A 17,234-nucleotide genomic window follows, 5' to 3' on the forward strand; every position below is an offset into this window, starting at 1 on the left:
GGATGGAACGTAATCACACCATGCTTCAATTTTTCGAATGGCACATCGCAGCAGATGGAGATCACTGGAAGCGGCTGCGTGATGCTGCAAAGGAATTAAAAGAAAAGGGCATTGATGGCGTGTGGATTCCCCCTGTCACAAAAGGCGAATCAGATGCAGATGTAGGGTACGGGGTTTATGATCTTTATGATTTAGGTGAATTCGACCAGAAAGGAACTATACGGACAAAATACGGTACGAAAGAAGAGCTGCATGAAGCCATCCAAGCCTGTCAAGAGCAGGGTATTCAGGTTTATGTAGATATTGTGATGAATCATAAAGCAGGCGCTGATGAAAAAGAAACGTTCGAAGTCATTGAGGTCGATGCTGAAAACAGACTGGACGAAATTTCAGATCCGTTCGAAATAGAAGGCTGGACGAAATTCACGTTTCCGGGCCGGGAAGGCAAATACTCCGATTTCGAGTGGAATTTTCACCATTTTAACGGCACCGACTATGATGCACGTGAAGAGAGAACCGGATTCTTTAAAATTGTCGGAGAGAATAAAGATTGGAACGATGAAGTAGATGAAGAGTTTGGAAACTATGACTATCTCATGTTTGCCAACATTGATTACAACCATCCGGAGGTCCGGGATGAGATGATCAGCTGGGGTAAATGGATGATTGATACGCTTCAGCATAACGGATACCGTCTGGACGCGATTAAGCATATCAGTTCAAGCTTTATCAACGACTTTATTAAATCTATGATGGCTCATCGTGATGGAAACTTTTATATCGTTGGTGAGTACTGGAATACAGACCTTGAAGCATGCGGGAATTTTCTTGAAGAAACAGAGTATCAGCTTGATCTGTTTGATGTACAACTTCACTATAAGCTTCACGAAGTCTCAGAAAAAGGCCGGGATGCTGATTTATCAGCCTTATTTAATGGTACTTTAGTGAAAGAGTATCCTATGAATGCAGTCACATTTGTGGACAATCACGATTCACAGCCTGGTGAATCGCTGGAATCCTGGATTCAGGACTGGTTTAAACAGAGTGCTTACGCCCTTATTCTGCTGAGAAAAGACGGCTATCCATGCGTCTTTTACGGCGATTATTTCGGCATTGATGGTGAAGAGCCGATTGAAGATAAACGTGAAGCGATTGATCCTCTTATTTATGCACGCTATCACAAGGCGTACGGCGATCAGGATGACTACTTTGACCATCCGGCTACAATCGGTTGGGTTCGACATGGCGTCGAAGAGATCAAAGGCTCAGGCTGTGCTGTAGTGGTAACCGTCGGAGATGAAGGAGAAAAACGCATGTTCGTGGGGCAACATCGTGCAGGCGAGCAGTGGAGAGATTATACCAACTCACGTGAAGAGCATATGACAATTGATGAAGAAGGCTACGGAACATTCCCTGTTAATGCCGGCAGCGTCTCTGTCTGGGCATTACCTGAAGAATAAAGAAAAGCAGACCGCGGTCTGCTTTTTTGTTTAAAAATAACTCATTTTCACACTGTCTCTTTCACTGGAAAGTAAATCCGGTACAGGCTCTGCACGGCACGTTCCACATCCTTCACGTTCACGCCGAACATCATGCTGACCTCACTTGATCCCTGGTTGATCATTTTAATATTCGCTCCAGCTTCAGCCAGTGCTGTAGTTGCTTTTGAAGCAATCCCTACCGTCTGATTCATGCCTTCTCCAACAACCATAATCATGGCAAGATCCCGCTCCACATAGAGGTCATCCACTTTCAACTCTTCTCGAATGCGGTCAAGCACCCTTTTCTCCTGTCCGTTATAGAGTTGATGATCCCGTAAAATGACAGACATATTATCAATTCCTGACGGAGTGTGTTCATACGAAATGCCCTCATCCTCAAGAATGGCGAGCAGTTTTCGCCCAAAACCGAGCTCACGGTTCATCAGATATTTGGTAATGTTAATGCTGCAAAAGCCTTCATCACTCGCGATCCCAATGACAGGTCTGCCATCCAGCTTTCTCTCATGCACAATTCTTGTACCCGGTGCCTCTGGACGATTAGTATTTTTTACACAAACAGGGATTTTTTTTTGAACGACCGGCTGTAGGGCCTCATCATGAAAAACTGAAAATCCTGAATAGGCCAGCTCCCGCATTTCACGATATGTCAGCTCCTTCAGCTCGCGTGGCTGCTGAACCATTTTGGGACTCACGCAGTAAATGGAATCCACATCCGTAAAATTTTCATATTCCGTTGCATCAAGCCCTGCCGCAATAATAGAACCGGTAATATCCGATCCCCCGCGCGGAAATGTGACGATATTTCCCTCATAGGAATAACCAAAAAAGCCCGGTATCACCAATAGACCCGGATGATCTCTTAACTTCGCAATCTCAGGATACGCTTCCGGCAGAATTTGTGCGTTCCCAGGTTCATCCGTTACAATCATTCCAGCTTTTTTCGGGGAAACATAAGTCACTTCCCGTCCGAGCGATTTCAAATAAGCCGTCATCACCTTGGCATTTAAGTCCTCTCCACTCGCCTTCAGACCATCGAGCAAACGATCCTTCGAATGGCGGTAAAAAGAAATGACTTCGTGCAGATGCGATTCCACTTCAGTCATGAACCTCACATCCAGCTCAAGGTCCTCTACAATATCGCGGTAACGGGCTACAACTGCCTGAAACGCCTCTTCATTAAAGCTTTTATCATCAACGCTTTCAGCGAGACGAATGAGTAAATCCGTCGTTTTCGTATCACCTTCATGACGTTTTCCCGGGGCAGAAACAACGACCGCTTTCCGCTCAGGATCTGCGGCAAGAATCGCCGCTACTTTTTTATACTGGCTGGCACTTGCAACTGAACTTCCACCAAATTTTACAACTTTCATGAAGGCAAAACTCCTTTTTGTTTTTATCAGAAGAACATTTGTCTTTTGTAGATAGAATTTTATTGACAAGTATACAAGACTATACAAGCCCTGTCACCCTTTAGTTTCAGAAAATTTGGCAGGAATGGGTTGTAAACAGAAAAAAGAGGGAAAGGCAGTAAAAGAATGACAGGAAAGGCTGTGATTGAAGTGGGAAAAGTATTATTAACCGGCGCTTCCGGAGGACTTGGAACCGTGCTTGCCCATGCACTGAAAGATCAATTTGAACTCGTGCTGACAAATCGTTCTGAATCAGATGAGTTGCCAAAAGATGTTCCATTTATCAAAGCAGATCTGAACGATTACAAGGCTATACTTGCTATTTTTAAGGAGCATGATATTGAAACCGTTCTTCATTTCGGCGGACTGCCGGTTGAAAATGAGTTCGAGGATATATTGGATGCCAATATCAGAGGAACTTATCACATCTATGAGGCAGCCAGACAAACCGGTGCGAAACGGATCGTTTTTGCCAGCAGTATACATGCGGTCGGGTTCCTTCCTGCTGAAGGCGCCCCATACGATATCCATACTGAAACAAGACCAGATACCTTTTACGGTCTGTCCAAAGTGTATAACGAAAATCTCGGGAAGCTTTATCACGATAAGTTCGGCATGGAAGTCGTCAACCTCAGAATCTGCGGCTGTGTGGAGAAACCCGATTCAAGAGAACACCTGATGATCTGGCTGAGTTACGCCGATTTAACACAGCTTGTTGAAAAATCAATCACGGCAGACATTCAAGAGGTCGTCACAATTTACGGGATCTCTAACAACAAACAAAGCTTCTTCAAAATTGATCCTGATAATCCGCTCGGCTATGCACCTGTCGATGATGCGAACGAATATCTCGATGACGTTCCGGATGAATTCGGCCATCCTGATGACTACAAGTTTGTCGGCGGTCATGAGTTTGTGAAAAAAGATGCTGTGGAGGATTGAGTTTTGTTTCCCCGTCTGGCCCGCCGGAGCTGGACAAAGGAAAGGAATGACCCGGAACGGTTCATGACATGTAATCTATAAAATAAAGCTTCCCTGCAAATGAGGGAAGCTTTATTGGTTGGAAACAACAAGATGAAGGTGGCGTCCGTTTTCGCTGTAGGCGCCCTGGATTTCACCGATACCGGGAATATTGACTGATCCGCCATTCACAACAGGCTTTTCTGTGAGGTTCAGTTGAAGTCGCTTAGCCTGAAGCACAGAGTCCTCGTAATAAGTCAGGGCAGGCTGGTTAATTAAGTACTCCCGCTCCTTGATCTGCATCTTGACGAAATACTGATGCAAGAGCTGATGATCGACGTTCACCATGTTCATCGGATCAAAAAATACTGCACGCATTGGCCCTTCAATAGTCAGCTGGTAGCCCTCAAATTTTGAAAATGCTTTGATTTTCTGTCTGCGGTTTTGTTTTACAAGGTTAAAAATTCTTGCTGCTTCTTTTTCGTATTCAGCAGATTCAATTTTGTCGTCTAATAGCTGTACAGGCACCTGTTCTTTTACAAGGTCATAAAGCGTCTTATCCTGTTTAAAATACTGCTCTTTCCAGGATGGTTTAATTTTGTTTAGCAAAAGACATAATGCAAGACCTGAGCTGTAGCAGCTGCCTCTCAAGTTAAGGCTCGCATATTCGTGCTCGAGAAGCTTTTCCCTGTAACGGCTTTCAGCTTCCGCTTCATTACCATTATGAATTGAAGCAAAGGCTTTCATTTCTACATACCAGGAAGGACCTTCTACTGTTTCAATTAGTGTTTCATAACTGAATGCTTCGCCCAGCATTTCGCGACGTTTTTCCCTGATCGATACATATCGTGAAACGAGAGACTGTCTCTCTACTGAAGAATTCGTATCGAGGGCTTCGCGTAAAAGAATTCTCTCACGGATACACAAATAGATGTTTTCTTTCAATACAGGATATTGAACACCGATCAGTTCGTCTGGAAAACGTTTCTCATCCATTAAAGTCTGATAGCCATGAAAAAGTTCATGCATAAGTAGCGGATAGACTTCTTCAATACCTGATACATGCTCAATATTCACAATCGCAGTAGGATAATCTTCAAAAAGCAGAAGTGTATTTCCGACAAAGCGCTTATCCCATTCAAATACTACTGGCTGATCCTTCCCCTCACAGCTCGGGTGTCTGAATAAAAAAACGTGCTCGCGGTTGTATAAAGCGTAAGCAGTCAAAGTAAATCCGGGCCAAAGCTGCTCCAAATCCGCTTTCTCCACCAGCTCTTCCAGCTTTTTACCTTCTCCACACGGTATCATTACGCCACCTCCATTCACTAATCCTCATCCTTCACATCCACACTCTCCGGAATCGGTTCATTTTTCCACTCTTCAAGCAGCTGCTTCATTTTCTCAACCTGCTTTAAGTGCTGGTTAAATTGCTCTTTATTCACTAAATACTGAGAGCCATCATAAACGGCCCTGATTTTATTCTGATAAATTAAATTCAAAACCGATTGTTCAGACATATCTAAATAGTCAGCTAATTCTTTCGTTGTGAGATACATCCATAACACCCTTCTTATGTCACGATTAATAAGGATCTTTATATAGGTAATTATACACTTTAACCTTATAAATATCACGTTTTAATTGTGCGGAATATGTTTTATTTTTCGTGACTAATTCACTATTTTCCCAACCTTTAAAAGAGCAGAAGAAGCCGTGTGAATGACTTCTTCCGCTCTGTATAAATATAAACCTTTATGTCAGGATAAAGATTGCTGATGAACCCTTTCCCACGTGTCATAAATAAAATCACGATACGGCGTATGTGGAAAATCTTTGACTGCTGATTTTGCAAGATCTGCATCCTTCATAGCTTCTTCCCATTGTCCTTTGTGTGCTAGGCAAAGGGCACGGTAGGCGTAGGCAGTGTTTAACATAGAGAGGTCAAACGGATGGTGAGAGTATTTCGGCATCTCAAGTTTATTCAATTCTTTAAGCGCATTATCGATTTCCCCCAACCCAAAATACGCTCGTCCTTTTTCGAGGTATACATAGGGGTCCTCTCCCCCACTTTTTTCTTCAATCTGTTCGAGCATCTTTAGGGCTTTATTATGCTCCTTTTTAAATTCATTAAGCCAATGAATCTCAATAAACTGTGCACTCTCAATCTCCATTTTGCTTTCTTTAAATTCAGCAAACTGGCGGGATTTCTTCAAATAGTAAAGGAATTTATCTTCATCACCTGTCAATAGTGAGTTAAATGCCGCGATCCGGTATATATCATCCATCTGATGAAAAATACTGCGTCTCTTCGTAAAAGCAAGTAACTCGTCTATCAACGCCGTCCCCTCTTCATTTTTCCCAACTGCATATAAATAAACTGCTTCATTATAGTCCGACTCAATTTGAACAAGCGGATCCGCAACAACTGTCCTCGATAAATAATGCTGTTTTTTATCCCGCAAAAAGTCCAGCGCTTCCTCATATTTTCTTTCAAGGAACAGATCCAGCGCATGATCCAGCTGGACTTTATACGCCCGGTTAAATAACGACAGCTGGTCATATACTGCTGCCGCCTGTTGGGAGAGTGCTTTACTTTCCTCTGTCGGCTTCTGCACGATGCCTCTTTTTACCCTTGAACCAATTTCAAGCAGCCTTCCTTTTTCATAAGTGGCAGGTAGGTTCATTTTTAGATATTCAGCTATTTCCTGATCGAGTTGTTTTAATAGTGTTTTATATTTGTCTAATTGCAGGTCGCGCTCTGAATCCTGAATCCGCTCTTCGAGACTGCGTATGAATTGCTGCAACTCTTCTGAAGCCTGTTCTTCCAATAGGAAGTGAACATCCACATCAAGCTGACGCGCAATATGCTGCAAGCTTTCCATAGAAGGATTCGAACGTCCGTTTTCAATTAAACTGAGCATACCCTTTGTCATAAAATCGCCTGCGACGTCCACAAGCGTCATTTTCCGTTCTTTTCTCAGTTTTCGTATTCGTTCTCCAAGATTATTCATGCTGTTCATCCTAACTGTCGATTGGTTAGTTTAATTATATTAAACTTTTGCTTGCATGGAAAGTAAGAAGGTGTTATGATTTGTTTAATTAAATTAAACTTTATTTTTGGGAGCGATAAAAATGACAGATCAACAGCGTATTAAAATGGCCACCCGAAACTTATTTTTCTTTACAGGTGGCGAATTCATCGGCACGATTGGTGCTCACGTTTATATGTTTGGAATCAGCTTTTTCGTATTAACACTGACCGGCTCTGCTACAAGCTTTGCGATGACACTCCTGTTTTCCATGGTGCCTAGAATTATCCTTTCGCCGATAGCCGGACACATCGCTGACCGCTTTCCAAGGAAGAAAATTCTGCTGTTCTGTCACGGAATAATGACGCTCATTATGCTGTGCGTTTTCTTCTATACGTTATCGTTCGGTCTAAGTCTGCCAGTAATTTATATTACATCTGCATTAATCGCTACTTTCTCTACTTTTGCCGGAATTAGTCTGACAGCCGGGATTGCAAATTTTATTGACGGAGACCGTATACAAAGAGCAATTTCTCTCACCCAGTCGTCCACTTCACTTGCAAGCATTTTGGGACCAGTTCTTGGAGGAGTGATGTATGGATTTTTCACAATTGAAGTATTTTTATTTACTCAGGTTATTGCTTATTCAGTTACCTTATTCTGTGAAGCCAATATCGATTTTTCTTTATATAAAGGAAAGGATAATGACGTGACACCAGATCCTGAGAAAAAAGAAACGATGTGGGAAAGCCTCAAAGCAGGGGCGGTATATGTAAAGCAGGACAAAATACTTTTTCCAATTATGATGGTCGCTCTATGGTTGAATTTTTTCTTCATGGCTTCAATCGTTGGATTACCGTTTATCATTATCGAAGTACTTGGTGCCAGCTCAAGGCAGCTGGGTATGATAGAGGGAATGATTGGCGTTGGTACACTCATATTTTCATTGATTGTAGCAACTCGAAAGCAATCAACCCGGCCAATCCGCCAGATTAGGATTGGAATGATTTTAAGCGGACTCATATTTGCCGGGATTGCATTACCGCTTCTCTTTTCCTTTGGCTCGACAGGTTTCGTTGTCTTCTATATGTGCCTGAACTTTTTAATGGGTGGCATCATGATTGTGATTAATACCCCTCTGATGGTTCTCCTACAAAAGACGACTCCTGAAAATTACAGAGGACGGGTATTTGGCCTTTTAGAAATGGTAGCGAGCGGTATTTCCCCACTCGGGCTCGTATTGTTCGGATTTTTATACGATGTCATTTCACCGCAATGGATCATCCTGACATGTGCTGCCTTACTGATCAGCGTTACATTGATTAGCATGCACCCGTCCCGTGTGAGTGATGGAGATGTTCCAGTTGATGAAAAGAGTGAAGTGAAGCAGCCGAAACTCGCACAGGCATAAACAAATGCAGCATACCGGGTGGATACATCCGGTATGCTGTTTTTATATTGAAAAGGCTGACGCGTGAGCCACTTGGTCACTGATCGCTCAAAATAGGCTGTAGGCACTTTTCCTAAAAATAGAAACGTCAAAGCTGAGCATTTTTGTAAAGTTTTTATTAAACCTTGTGATATGATGTGTCTCTCTGTTTAATCCTGGTACTTGAACGGGTAAACGAAAGGATACATTTTATACACTAAAACCATCCAACGAGGAGGACATACTGATGATGAAAGCTTTACTTCTACATGATAAAGGTCAATGGCGTGAGATGAAGGTGGAGGAAACCGAAACACCAAAGCCGGGGACAGACGAAATTCTTGTCAGAGTGAAGGCTGCGGGGTTAAACCCTGTTGACTATAAGACCGGACAGAATGGCTCTCCGGCATGGAGCTACCCACATATTCTCGGCCTTGATGCGGCAGGTATTGTGGAGGAAACAGGATCAGACGTAACAGACTTACAAAAAGGCGACCGCGTTGTTTTTCTTGCTGATATGGCACGAAAAGGGGCTTATGCAGAATACATTGTGACAAAGGCTCATACAGTATCTAAGCTGCCTGATGCCGTTTCATTTGAAGAAGCGGCTGCGCTTCCTGTCGCTGCCTATACAGCGTATCAGGCGCTATTCTTTAAGCTTCACATTCAAAAAGATAAATCTATCCTGATTCACGCAGGTGCTGGCGGTGTTGGCGGATTTGCTATTCAGCTTGCAAAATATGCAGGCTTGAAGGTCATTACGACAGCTTCTTCTGCCAATCATGAATATGTCAAAAGTCTCGGCGCTGACTTAGCCATTGATTATAACGAAGACGACTTTGTTGAGAAAACTAAGCGATTTACAGACGGTTTGGGTGTGGATTATGTTTTAGATACTGTAGGACGTGATAATGCAACTAAATCATTGAAAGCACTGGCGTTTAATGGACAGATTGCCTTTATTGCCGGACAGCCGGAAATGAATGAGTCCATCAATTTTGCCCATCCGATTTCATTCCATCACGTTGCGCTCGGCAGTGTTTATCAGTCTGGAAACAGGGCTGAGGAGCTGACGCTGAAGGTAATGGGCGACCATTTAGTTGAATTGCTGGCTGAAGGGAAAATCTCAGCTCTTGTTGAACAGACGATCCCGCTGCAAGATGTTCCAAAAGGACTTGAGGAGCTCGAAACACGAAAAGTAAAAGGAAAAATTGTCGCCGTGATTGACTAAATAAAAAGGCTGGACCAAACTCTTTACAGAGTTTGGTCCAGCCTTTTTAAGTCATTCATATACAGATCAATTGAGTACTCTTCCATGTAACAGTGTTTTATGCGTGATATGATTTAAATGAGGTGAACAAAAATGCCCATTAAAAAACCTTATATGGTCATGCTGATCATGGCTATGCTCGGATTCCTGGCCGGCCTTTTTTATGATTATTTCATTTCATTAATCGGAGCCGGCGGCAATCTTCTGCTTCAGCTGCTGTTTCTGTTAGCCGGGATGATGTTTTTAAATCTGTTGATTCTTCGGCTGATTCCTCTCTCCCGCTATTCTATGGCTCATCCTGTCCGGCTTCTGGCTTATACGATATTTATTATTTCCGCAGTCGTTGCGATGACGACGATTCAATTTTAACGGCCGGGATCAAGCAATTCTGCGAGTTCCTGGTCATGTTCTTCATGAAACATCTCACACAGAAGCTTTGCACCTAATTTGCTATAGACGGTCCCGTTACCACCAAAGCCAAGGCAATAATAGATTCCCTCTTTCTCAGGATGAGGACCAATAAATGGCAAACCGTCTTCAGACTCCCCAAACGTCGCACACCATTTATACTCAGCCTGAATTTCATAGTCCGGAAAATGCTCTTTAATTCGTTTGATCAACCTGTCTCCATTTCTCTCAAGCTTTTCATCGGTCACGTCAGCATCCATTTTTTCTTCATCCAGTCCCCCGGCAATGATCCGGCCGTCCTCTGTTGTTCTCATATAAAAGTAAGGGCGTTTTGTTTCCCAGATCAGTGCACGGTATGTCCACTCTGGAAAATCTGCAACCGGGCTGGTCGCTATTGCATAGGATCTGTTCAAATCCGCCAGGTCCTTTACCCTGTAAGGAATTGTTTCATATCCCGTACAGTAGATGACTCTTTCAGCTCTGATGGAATGATCTCCAGATGTGAAAATATACGCTTCACCGTCACGGCCGGCTTCCTGCACTTCCGCATTCTCGTAGACGGTTATTCCTCTTGTTTCAGCACTCTCGAAAAGACGGTGAATCAGCTGATTCGGATTTACTTCTGCATCACCATGTGTCATGATCGCGGCAGGCTTTTCAAATCCAAACCGCTCTTTAATTTTTTCAGAATCAAGATATTCCACCTCGAATCCATGTTCATGCAGTGCTTCGTATTCCTTTTTCAGCTTATTTACGTCCTCCTCGGTAGATGCGTAATAAAGACTCGGTCTCCTGATAAATCCCGTCTCTCCGGCCAGCGTACCGGCCACCTGCTGGAGTTCATCCACGGCTTCAAGACAGCTTTTATAAAAACGGACTGCTTTTTCTTCCCCTAGATCTTTAATGAATTCATGGAGCATTTTATCATTGGAAAATTGCAACAGCCCTGTATTTGCTGCCGAACTGCCTTTAGCGACCTCACCTTTTTCCACCACGATCGTTTTAAATCGTGTGTGGGAAAGCTCCTCTGCACACAACGCAGCAGCCATACCGCCACCAATAATTAATACATCACATGTCTGATCACTCTCCAGAGAACGGTGTTTCGAAGGGGCTTCTATCGTCTCCGGCCAATATAACTTTCCTTTATGTAAACTCATGCATACCTCTCCTTTCAACTGTCTTTTTATATACCCTCTGATGAATCCCGGTCAAACAGCAGGAGGGTGGAACAATTTGAATATTGTCCCACCCTCTGCCTTTACATCAGAATCATCATTTCTGATAAATTCTGTATGAATTTTTACCGTTATTTTTGGCTTCATACAGGGCTTCATCAGCCTGTTTGATCAGCTCTCTTTTATTTCGCCCATGGGTTGGATAAATAGAAATTCCCATGCTCGACGTTGTACAAAAGTGATATTGATCCACCTTCCACTCATGCTTAATGGAGCTAAATATTTTTTCAGCCAACACTTCAACCTCTTTTTCATTCTCTATATCAGGGATCAGGATCAGAAATTCGTCCCCTCCAATACGCGCCACGACCTGATTGTCGTCAAGTGCACTTTGCAAACGGATTGAAAACTGTTTCAACAACTCATCACCAACATCGTGTCCCATCGAATCATTGATTTCCTTGAAATGATCCATATCGATATACATCAGCGCGAACATCTTGCCATTCCGGTGGGCATCCTGAATCGTTTCATCAATCTTCTCTGTAATATAACGGCGGTTTGGCAGAGCCGTCAGACTGTCGCTGAACGCCATTTTTTTCAGTGCATTTTCAGCACGGTTCTGCTTTGTGATATCCTGTCCTACTTCATACATCCCTATAATTTCATTGTTTACTTTTATCGGGATCGTTTTAATTTTTAAATCCACCTGACGTCCTTTTTTATGCGGAACCGTTGCTTTGTATTCAATAGATTCGCCCTGGAGCGTTCTTTCCATATATGATTGATAAAGCGTTCGCTGCGATTCCTCTGTCCCCATTAAAAGGTGACCATCATTATTCAGGACTTCCTCTTTTGAGTAGCCGAGAATGTGACTGACGGAAGCATTAACATCAATAATTTTGCCCGTCTGATCCGTTGCCCAGATCACATCCGGATTTAAATCAAACAGAGAACGAAAACGCTCTTCACGTTCCTTCAACTGCCTCTCGATCGCCTTCATCCCGCTGATATCTTTATACATCACAATGGCATAAGAACGTCCGCTCATTTTAATCGGGCGGTAGGATGCCAGCACTTCGATCATCCGGCCATCCTTACATACACGTTGACGTTCCATATTTTCAAAAGACTCTCCTCCGTGAAGTCTTGCCAGAAATGCTTCATGCTTAGTCTGATCATGCCCGTTAAAAAATGGGGCGACCAGCACATTTTTTACTTCAGCTTCTGTGTAGCCCAGCATTTTCTCAAAAGCCTGATTTACTTTATAAATGGAACCATCCTCATTCATTAAAAAGATGGCATCTGATGCATGATCCCATACCATTCCAAGTTCAATCGATTTTCTGAGAAGTGATGCCTCCAGCTGTTTTCTTTCCGTGACGTCTCTGGTAATGGATAATATATGATGAATATGTCCGTTTTCATCTGTAATTGGATTTAATGTCGTTTCACCGGTCCAGCCGTCTTCTGTACTAATTTCAAAAACAACAGGTTCATTAGTACGAAGAAGCTCCAGATAATGATGCCTTAAATATTCAGCACGTTTATCTGAATAAATATCTTCGAATCGCCGGCCCAATATGGTTTCGTCAATTTCCAGACGCTCCTTTGCTTTCTCATTAGCAAATTCATAACGGAAATCAGGACCATCTGCTACTTCTAATATAAAAACAATGTCAGATATTCGGTTCATCATTGTTATAAAAGGGTATAAATTGCTCTCATAATGCTGTTTCATGTGAATTCCTCCGATTCCTCTGACATAGTACTTTTATCATACCACCGTTTCCGGGAAAGTACTCATGACAATCGGCTTAAATGTGCTTTAAACGAATACGGTTCTTTTTACTTATTTTTACATAATTATCAATTTGATTGGATTTCTAAAATTACATTTTTAACACATAAAGCTGAGGCGGTACTCATCAAGAGTACCGCCTCAGCTTTATTAAAAAATGATCATGCTTTTTGAAATTGCTCCGTTTCAGTCGATCCTGACAGGGCAGTTGTTGAAGAGGTTCCGCCGGAAATGACCAATGACACTTCATCGAAGTAACCCGTTCCGACTTCACGCTGATGGCGCGTTGCTGTATAGCCGTCTGCCTCCGCATCAAATTCTGCCTGCTGAAGTTCTGAGTATGCACCCATCCCGCGAGCTTTATAACCTTTCGCAAGTTCGAACATGCCGAAGTTGAGAGAATGGAAGCCTGCAAGTGTAACAAACTGAAACTTGTAGCCCATTTTACCCAGCTCCTGCTGGAAGGTTTCGATCGTTTCATCATCCAGCTTTTTCTTCCAGTTAAATGATGGTGAGCAGTTATAGGCAAGCAGTTTTCCTGGGAACTTTTCATGAATTGCTTCTGCAAAACGTCTTGCTTCTTCAAGATTCGGTTCAGACGTTTCACACCAGATCAGATCGGCATATGGTGCATACGCCAGCCCTCTTGCAATCGCCTGATCCAGTCCGTCATTTGTTCTGAAGAATCCTTCAGGCGTCCGTTCACCTGTAATGAACGGGTGATCATAAGGGTCCACATCACTTGTAATGAGATTAGCCGCGTTAGCATCTGTTCGGGCAATAATCACCGTTGGTACACCCATCACATCTGCTGCAAGACGAGCTGAAATTAAATTCTTAACGGCCGTCTGCGTTGGCAGCAGCACTTTTCCTCCAAGATGGCCGCATTTCTTTTCAGAAGACAGCTGATCTTCAAGATGTACGCCTCCTGCACCCGCTTCAATCATTGCCTTTGTTAGTTCAAATACGTTTAATGTTCCCCCAAAGCCTGCTTCCATATCTGCTACAATTGGGGCGAACCAATATGTATCGCCCTTTCCTTCTGCCTGCTGAATCTGATCGGCACGCTGAAGCGTCTGATTAATTCTTTTCACTACCTGCGGAACACTATTTGCAGGATATAAGCTCTGGTCCGGATACATATGACCCGAAAGGTTCGCATCCGCTGCCACCTGCCAGCCACTCAAATAAATCACTTTTAAACCCGCTTTTACCTGCTGCATTGCCTGATTTCCTGTCAGCGCACCCAATGCATTCACATAATCTTCTTCATGCATCAGCTTCCACAGCCGCTCTGCTCCCATTGTAGCAAGTGTCTGCTCAATCACAACTGATCCTCTAAGCTTAATCACATCTTCAGGTGAATATGGTCTTTCTACCCCTTGAAAGCGGCTGCTTTGCCACTCCTGCGTTAATGTTTCTGCCTGCTGATTAGTGTTTGTCATTTCATCCATCTCCCTTTGTATTAATACAATAATTATATTTTAATTATGTTATATAACAGTTAATCCAAAAAAATTAATCGACATCCGCACAGCATTCGATTGCAGCTTTGAATGACTCATGCTCCATCCCGCACGCACGGCAGCTATTGTATGGGATCGTCTCCGCAGGCTGTCTGAAAACAACTACCTCCGTGATTTCCTCCGATACGATTTCAAGCTCACCTGTCGGATGATGATGCAGACGATGCGCTTCGTTTCCATATACGAAAAGCGTTCCAGCCATCTCCTCGTTCCGCTTACCCTGAAGAAGCTGCTGCGTCATCCACTTTTCAATCAGCTCACGGTTGGTTGTTGCCATGATTTGTGTTGTCATGTAAATCCCTCCAATTTATTTGATTGATATTAATATATAACAGATTATATTTATATGCAACTGTTTTATAACAGTTGCATATAAATTTTTTAAAAACCGCCCTTTTTAAACGAAAAGTTTAATTTTTAGTTGAAAGAAGGCTTTTACGTTTAAATTCCAGTCTTTTACGGTGCAGAATTGGCTCCGTGTATCCCGAAGGCTGACTTGTGCCATTAAATACAAGCTCACAGGCTGCCTGAAAAGCCACCGATTCATCAAATCGACCGGCCATCGGGAGATAATCAGGATCATCACTGTTTTGCTGATCTACTACCTCCGCCATCTTTTCCAGCACTTCAAGCACCTGCATTCTCGAACAAACTCCTTGCTCAAGCCAGTTAGCAATATGCTGACTTGAGATTCTGAGCGTGGCACGATCCTCCATTAACCCAACGTTATAAATATCCGGCACCTTTGAACACCCGACTCCGTGCTCGACCCAGCGGACAACATAACCCAGCAGACCTTGAGCATTGTTTTCAAGCTCCTGTTGAATCTCTTCTTCTGACCATTCAGGACGGGCTAAAGGTAAAGTCAGCAAGCCGGCACGGCGGTCAGATATCTTCTCCTTTAAATTTTCCTGAACTGATTTCACATGAATTTGATGATAGTGCAACGCATGTAACGTTGCAGCAGTTGGTGATGGCACCCACGCTGTATTCCCGCCTGCAAGTAAATGCGCAGACTTTTGCTCCATCATTTCTTTCATACGGTCAGGCATCGCCCACATCCCCTTTCCGATCTGGGCTCTTCCCTGCAATCCGCATTGTAATCCGTTATCAACATTAGATTTCTCATAGGATTGCAACCAGACAGACTGCTTCATTTCACCCTTTCGAATCACCGGTCCAGCCTGCATGGACGTATGAATTTCATCACCTGTCCGGTCCAGAAACCCTGTATTGATAAACACGATCCGGTTTTTCACCTCACGGATACAGTTTCTCAAATTGAGGGATGTCCGGCGTTCTTCATCCATCACACCAATTTTTATCGTGTATCTGCCGAGTCCAAGTAAATCCTCCACCCGATTAAATAATTCATTGGCGAAAGCGACTTCCTCCGAGCCGTGCATTTTCGGTTTTACGATATAGATCGATTCTTTTTCTGAATTCGGCAGCAGTTCTTTTTCATTGCGATCATGAAGTGCAATCAGGGTGGTAATAACTGCATCCGCAATCCCCTCATATACTTCCTGGCCATTTTCATCGACCAGCATGGAATTTGTCATTAAATGTCCGACATTTCGAATCAGCAGAAGGGAGCGGCCCTTTAATGTGATAGACTCACCATCCGGCTTTATCACCGTTCGATCCTGAGCCAGATTACGGGTCATCTTTCTCCCGTTCTTTTCAAAAGAAGCTTCCAATGTGCCCTTCATTAACCCGAGCCAGTTGCGATACACCGCTACTTTATCTTCAGCATCTACCGCTGTGACTGAGTCCTCACAGTCCATAATCGTTGTAACAGCCGATTCAAGCAAAACATCTTTCACACCCGCTGCATCTGTTGCACCAATTGGATGGTTACGGTCAATTTGGATTTCTGAATATAGATCGTGGTGCTGTATCAATACAGCTTCCGGATTTTCAGGCGTTCCACGGTATCCCGCAAACAAACCAGGATCCTGAAGCACAGTGTAGAACGAAGCTGTTTGAACCATCAGCTCTCCATCCTGAATAAAGTATTGTTCTGCTTCCGCATGCGACCCTTTTGATAAAGGAATCATTTCATCCAGAAACTCCTTTGCAAATGCAATCACCCGCTGTCCACGATTAGGGTTATAGCTCTTCCCTTTTTCCGCACCATTCTCTTCACTGATCACATCCGTTCCATATAATGCATCATACAGACTTCCCCATCGGGCGTTCGCAGCATTAACGGCATATCGTGCATTATTAACCGGCACCACAAGCTGAGGTCCAGCTTTAACAGCAATTTCAATATCAACAGCTGCTGTTTCAACCTGAAACTCCTCAACCTCCTGTTCCAGATAGCCAATATCCATCAGAAACTGCTCATATTGATCCCGTTCTGCATGCCAATCATGCTCACGGTGCCACTGATCAATCTGCTCCTGGAGCCGGTCACGCTTTTCAAGAAGTTTCGTATTCTGAGGAGTAAGTTCATGTATCAGATCACTGAAACCACGCCAAAATTCATTGGCGGCTAGCCCTGTTCCAGGAAGTGCCTCCTTTTCAATAAACTCAACTAAAAGCGGGTCAGCCAGTAATTTCTCTTTTTGAATCATTCAATCCACTCCCTTTTGTTATATAACAGAATAATAAATATAAAATTATTATATAACATAATCATCATGAAGCAACCTTTTTCTTCGCTTTTATTGGAAAAAGCTGTTCAAAATCAGATGATTTGTGTAAACTTATAATT

General features: G+C 43.2%; 14 protein-coding genes. 5 read left to right on the plus strand and 9 right to left on the minus strand.

What is annotated here, in order from left to right; translation table 11 throughout:
• Positions 1–2: 2 nt before the first annotated feature.
• On the plus strand, positions 3–1,460 hold the full coding sequence (locus tag E2491_RS06045) for an alpha-amylase (RefSeq protein ID WP_134373966.1): 1,458 nt from the start codon (positions 3–5) through the stop codon (positions 1,458–1,460).
• A 47-nt stretch (positions 1,461–1,507) separates the two neighbouring features.
• Here the strand turns inward: E2491_RS06045 and E2491_RS06050 are convergent, their stop codons facing one another.
• Positions 1,508–2,872, minus strand: a complete 1,365-nt coding sequence (locus tag E2491_RS06050; protein ID WP_134373968.1) for an aspartate kinase — start codon at positions 2,870–2,872, stop codon at positions 1,508–1,510.
• Positions 2,873–3,037: 165 nt separating this feature from the next.
• Between E2491_RS06050 and E2491_RS06055 the strand changes: the two genes are divergently transcribed.
• Positions 3,038–3,853: an NAD-dependent epimerase/dehydratase family protein gene (locus tag E2491_RS06055; protein WP_134373970.1), complete on the plus strand. Its 816-nt coding sequence runs from the start codon at positions 3,038–3,040 to the stop codon at positions 3,851–3,853.
• A 111-nt stretch (positions 3,854–3,964) separates the two neighbouring features.
• Here E2491_RS06055 and E2491_RS06060 read toward each other — a convergent pair whose 3' ends face one another.
• From E2491_RS06060 to E2491_RS06070, 3 genes are all read right to left on the minus strand, one after another.
• Positions 3,965–5,179, minus strand: a complete 1,215-nt coding sequence (locus tag E2491_RS06060) for a hypothetical protein (protein ID WP_134373972.1) — start codon at positions 5,177–5,179, stop codon at positions 3,965–3,967.
• A 17-nt stretch (positions 5,180–5,196) separates the two neighbouring features.
• Positions 5,197–5,427 carry an excisionase family DNA-binding protein gene (locus E2491_RS06065; protein ID WP_134373974.1) on the minus strand — a complete coding sequence of 77 codons (231 nt, stop codon included), beginning with the start codon at positions 5,425–5,427 and terminating at the stop codon, positions 5,197–5,199.
• A 201-nt stretch (positions 5,428–5,628) separates the two neighbouring features.
• The gene (locus E2491_RS06070) at positions 5,629–6,882 is read right to left on the minus strand and encodes a helix-turn-helix domain-containing protein (RefSeq protein ID WP_166805803.1); all 1,254 of its coding nucleotides are present in this window, start codon (positions 6,880–6,882) and stop codon (positions 5,629–5,631) included.
• 121 nt (positions 6,883–7,003) lie between these two features.
• On the opposite strand from E2491_RS06070, the gene E2491_RS06075 reads away from it, so the two are divergent.
• From E2491_RS06075 to E2491_RS06085, 3 genes are all read left to right on the plus strand, one after another.
• Entirely contained in the window at positions 7,004–8,311 is a 1,308-nt protein-coding gene (locus E2491_RS06075; protein ID WP_134373978.1) for an MFS transporter, read from the plus strand.
• A 268-nt stretch (positions 8,312–8,579) separates the two neighbouring features.
• A complete protein-coding gene (locus E2491_RS06080; protein WP_134374361.1) occupies positions 8,580–9,560 on the plus strand; it encodes a zinc-binding dehydrogenase in 981 nt (326 codons plus the stop codon).
• 132 nt (positions 9,561–9,692) lie between these two features.
• A complete protein-coding gene (locus tag E2491_RS06085; protein ID WP_134373980.1) occupies positions 9,693–9,968 on the plus strand; it encodes a hypothetical protein in 276 nt (91 codons plus the stop codon).
• Here E2491_RS06085 and E2491_RS06090 read toward each other — a convergent pair.
• From E2491_RS06090 to E2491_RS06110, 5 genes are all read right to left on the minus strand, one after another.
• Entirely contained in the window at positions 9,965–11,167 is a 1,203-nt protein-coding gene (locus E2491_RS06090) for an NAD(P)/FAD-dependent oxidoreductase (protein WP_134373982.1), read from the minus strand. The two genes, E2491_RS06085 and E2491_RS06090, sit on opposite strands and share 4 nt — an antisense overlap.
• Before the next feature lie 115 nt (positions 11,168–11,282).
• The gene (locus E2491_RS06095; protein ID WP_134373984.1) at positions 11,283–12,926 is read right to left on the minus strand and encodes a sensor domain-containing protein; all 1,644 of its coding nucleotides are present in this window, start codon (positions 12,924–12,926) and stop codon (positions 11,283–11,285) included.
• A gap of 221 nt (positions 12,927–13,147) precedes the next feature.
• Positions 13,148–14,431 (minus strand): isocitrate lyase, encoded by a 1,284-nt coding sequence (aceA, locus tag E2491_RS06100; RefSeq protein WP_134373986.1) that lies wholly within the window; start codon positions 14,429–14,431, stop codon positions 13,148–13,150.
• Positions 14,432–14,504: 73 nt separating this feature from the next.
• Entirely contained in the window at positions 14,505–14,804 is a 300-nt protein-coding gene (locus E2491_RS06105; RefSeq protein WP_134373988.1) for a hypothetical protein, read from the minus strand.
• Between the two features lie 118 nt (positions 14,805–14,922).
• On the minus strand, positions 14,923–17,094 hold the full coding sequence (locus E2491_RS06110; RefSeq protein ID WP_134373990.1) for a malate synthase G: 2,172 nt from the start codon (positions 17,092–17,094) through the stop codon (positions 14,923–14,925).
• Positions 17,095–17,234 lie beyond the last annotated feature (140 nt).

Origin of the sequence: Jeotgalibacillus sp. R-1-5s-1 (genome assembly GCF_004405105.1) — a bacterium.
In the GTDB taxonomy this organism is placed as follows: domain Bacteria; phylum Bacillota; class Bacilli; order Bacillales; family Jeotgalibacillaceae; genus Jeotgalibacillus.